A 2,872-nucleotide genomic window follows, 5' to 3' on the forward strand; every position below is an offset into this window, starting at 1 on the left:
CAAAGGCGGCAGCGTCGAGGCTTATCGGCAGAACATCCAGGCGATCAGGACGGCAGCCGATAAGGCAGCCGATTGACCAGCAGTGTTCCCGCGTCAGCCCTGCATGCCGGCTAAGGTTCTGGTGCCGGGCGGGTTTGTGAAGCTTTTGGGGCAACGGCATCGGATGTGAGCGATTGCCTGATTCGGTTTTCAGCTCCGTCGTCTATGCCCAAAGCAGACAGTTGATCTCGCACGAATACAAAAGAACAAAAAGAACAGGTTCTCCTGCGTGCATACAAAACATGTTAAGTGCCCGCAGGTTGTGAAAAAGCGCGGAATTACAGCATTGAACTCCGAAATGCCGCATATTCCTTTGTGCTAAAGTACAATAACGTGATCTTCTGCTTGAGCAGGCGAATCTTCGCCCTGTATGGTACAAGTACGAGAAGGCGAATGCTTTCGGATCGCCCGGGACAAGTCCTGGGGACAAGGAGTCGCTTTGACATACGGAGCTGCCAATCTGAACGACGACGCTGCCGGACCGAAGAGCACGCTTGCCACTACGGTCTATCAGCAATTGCGGGACGATCTTCTCGGCGGTGTCCTTGAAGCCGAGAGCAAGCTGCGGGTCGAGTGGGTGGTCTCCAAATATGGAGCCGGCGCCTCGCCTGTCCGCGAAGCCCTCAATCGCCTCGCCTCGGAAGGGCTTCTCGGCCGGCACGACCAGCGCGGCTTCTTCATCATGCCGGTCAGCGCCTCGGAACTCGAGGAGCTGACGCGCACCCGCTGCTGGCTCGAGGAGCGAGCGCTTCGCGAATCCATCACCCACCGCACCGCCGAATGGGAAGAACAGCTCGTGCTGGCGCTGCATCGCCTGGGACGCGCGTCACGTCTGGCACCGCAGAATCTCTTCTCGCTCAATCCCGATTGGGAGAGGCTGCATCGCATCTTCCACAGGGTGCTGATTTCGGCCTGCCGGTCGCAATGGCTGGTGGGCTTTTGCGACCAGCTCTCCGATCACGCCTATCGCTACCGGCAAATGGCCAATGATGGCGAAGGCGTCCAGCGCGACGATTTCGGCGAGCATCGTCTGATCGCCGAATGTGCCCTCGACGGCAATGCCGACGGTGCCGTCGAGGCCCTGCTCAACCACTACCGGTTGACTGCGGCCATGTGCATGAAGCGCTTCGAGCAGGACGAGGAAACGAAAGAAATCGCCGGCAAACGCGCTCGGCGATAGCAGTCGTTTCCTGGCGGGTCTCTTGTGCTCGTTTCTTGCACGCAACCTGCGTCGGCGCGGCCGGCGTGAACCGCTGTCGGCGGGCTTGACGGCGCGGCCAAGAACCGCGAACTCTCGCCGCCGAGGCATGCCGCGACAGGCGCATGCTCAGCGCCGCAGCACCCCAGGGAAGTCTTCATGAGCAATCATCTGTTCGATGCGTTCCGGTCCCGGATGCCGGCGCCAGCGCGCTTGCTGATGGAAACCGATGATGGCCGCTCGATCACCTATGGCGATATGCTGGCCCGCTCGGCGCAGCTTGCGCATGCGCTCCTGCAACTGGATGTCGAGCCCGGTGACCGCGTTGCCGTGCAGGTCGAGAAGAGCCCGGAAGCGGTCATGCTCTATCTCGCCTGCCTGCGCGCCGGCGCCGTCTTCCTGCCGCTCAACACCGCCTACACGCTGGCTGAGCTGGAGTATTTCTTCGGCGACGCGGAACCACGCCTGGTCGTCTGCGATCCGGCAAGAGCGGCCGACATCGGCGCGCTGGCGGAAAAGACGGGCGCCGTCACCGTCACGCTCGGCCGCGATGGCCGGGGATCGCTGACCGAGCAGGCCTCGCGGCTGCCGACGGATTTTCATGACGTGGCGCGCGGGCCGGATGACCTCGCGGCAATCCTCTACACGTCGGGAACCACCGGTCGTTCGAAAGGCGCCATGCTCAGCCACGAGAACCTTGCTTCGAACGCGCGCGTGCTGGTCGAGCACTGGCGTTTCACCGGAGACGACGTGCTGATCCACGCATTGCCGATCTTCCACACGCACGGCCTGTTCGTCGCCACCAACGTCGTCCTGATGGCCGGCGCCTCGATGCTGTTCGAGCAGAAGTTCGATCCGGCCCGCATCGTCTCGCTGCTGCCGCGTGCCACGGCCTTGATGGGGGTGCCGACCTTCTACGTGCGCCTGCTGCAGGATGAGGGGCTGGACCATGAGGCGGCGAAAAACATCCGTGTGTTCATTTCCGGGTCGGCTCCGCTGCTGGCCGAGACGCACAAGGCCTGGCGCGAGCGCACCGGCCACGCGATCCTCGAACGCTACGGCATGACCGAGACCAACATGAACACCTCGAACCCCTATGAGGGCGAGCGGCGCGCCGGGACCGTCGGTTTGCCCTTGCCCGGCGTCACGCTTCGCATCGCCGATCCAGACAGTGGCGCAGCGCTTGCGCAGGGCGAGGTCGGCATGATCGAGGTGAAGGGCCCAAACGTCTTCGGCGGCTATTGGCGCATGCCGGAGAAGACCAAGGCGGAATTCCGCGCCGGCGGTTTTTTCATCACCGGCGATCTCGGCACGATCGACGCCGACGGTTACGTCCACATCGTCGGCCGCGGCAAGGACCTGATCATATCGGGCGGCTACAATATCTATCCGAAGGAACTCGAAAGCGAGATCGATGCGCTCGACGGGGTTAGCGAAAGCGCCGTCATCGGCGTTGCCCATCCGGATTTCGGCGAAGGCGTCACCGCCATCGTCGTGCGGGCGCCGTCTTCGCGGATCACCGGCGCCGAAATTCTCGGTGCCATCGCCGGACGGGTGGCGAAATACAAGCATCCGAAGCGGGTGATCTTCGTCGATGAACTGCCGCGCAACACCATGGGCAAGGTACAGAAGAAC

2 protein-coding genes are annotated in these 2,872 nt (G+C 62.7%); both read left to right on the forward strand.

What is annotated here, in order from left to right; genetic code table 11:
• The first annotated feature begins 478 nt into the window (after positions 1–478).
• Positions 479–1,219 (forward strand): GntR family transcriptional regulator, encoded by a 741-nt coding sequence (locus tag ENZ74_RS27610; RefSeq protein WP_024502152.1) that lies wholly within the window; start codon positions 479–481, stop codon positions 1,217–1,219.
• 177 nt (positions 1,220–1,396) lie between these two features.
• Positions 1,397–2,872 (forward strand): malonyl-CoA synthase (locus ENZ74_RS27615; RefSeq protein ID WP_127313139.1); only part of this gene is annotated, 1,476 nt, incomplete at its 3' end.

This window comes from Mesorhizobium sp. M7A.F.Ca.CA.002.15.2.1, from assembly GCF_003998715.1.
GTDB lineage: Bacteria > Pseudomonadota > Alphaproteobacteria > Rhizobiales > Rhizobiaceae > Mesorhizobium > Mesorhizobium ciceri.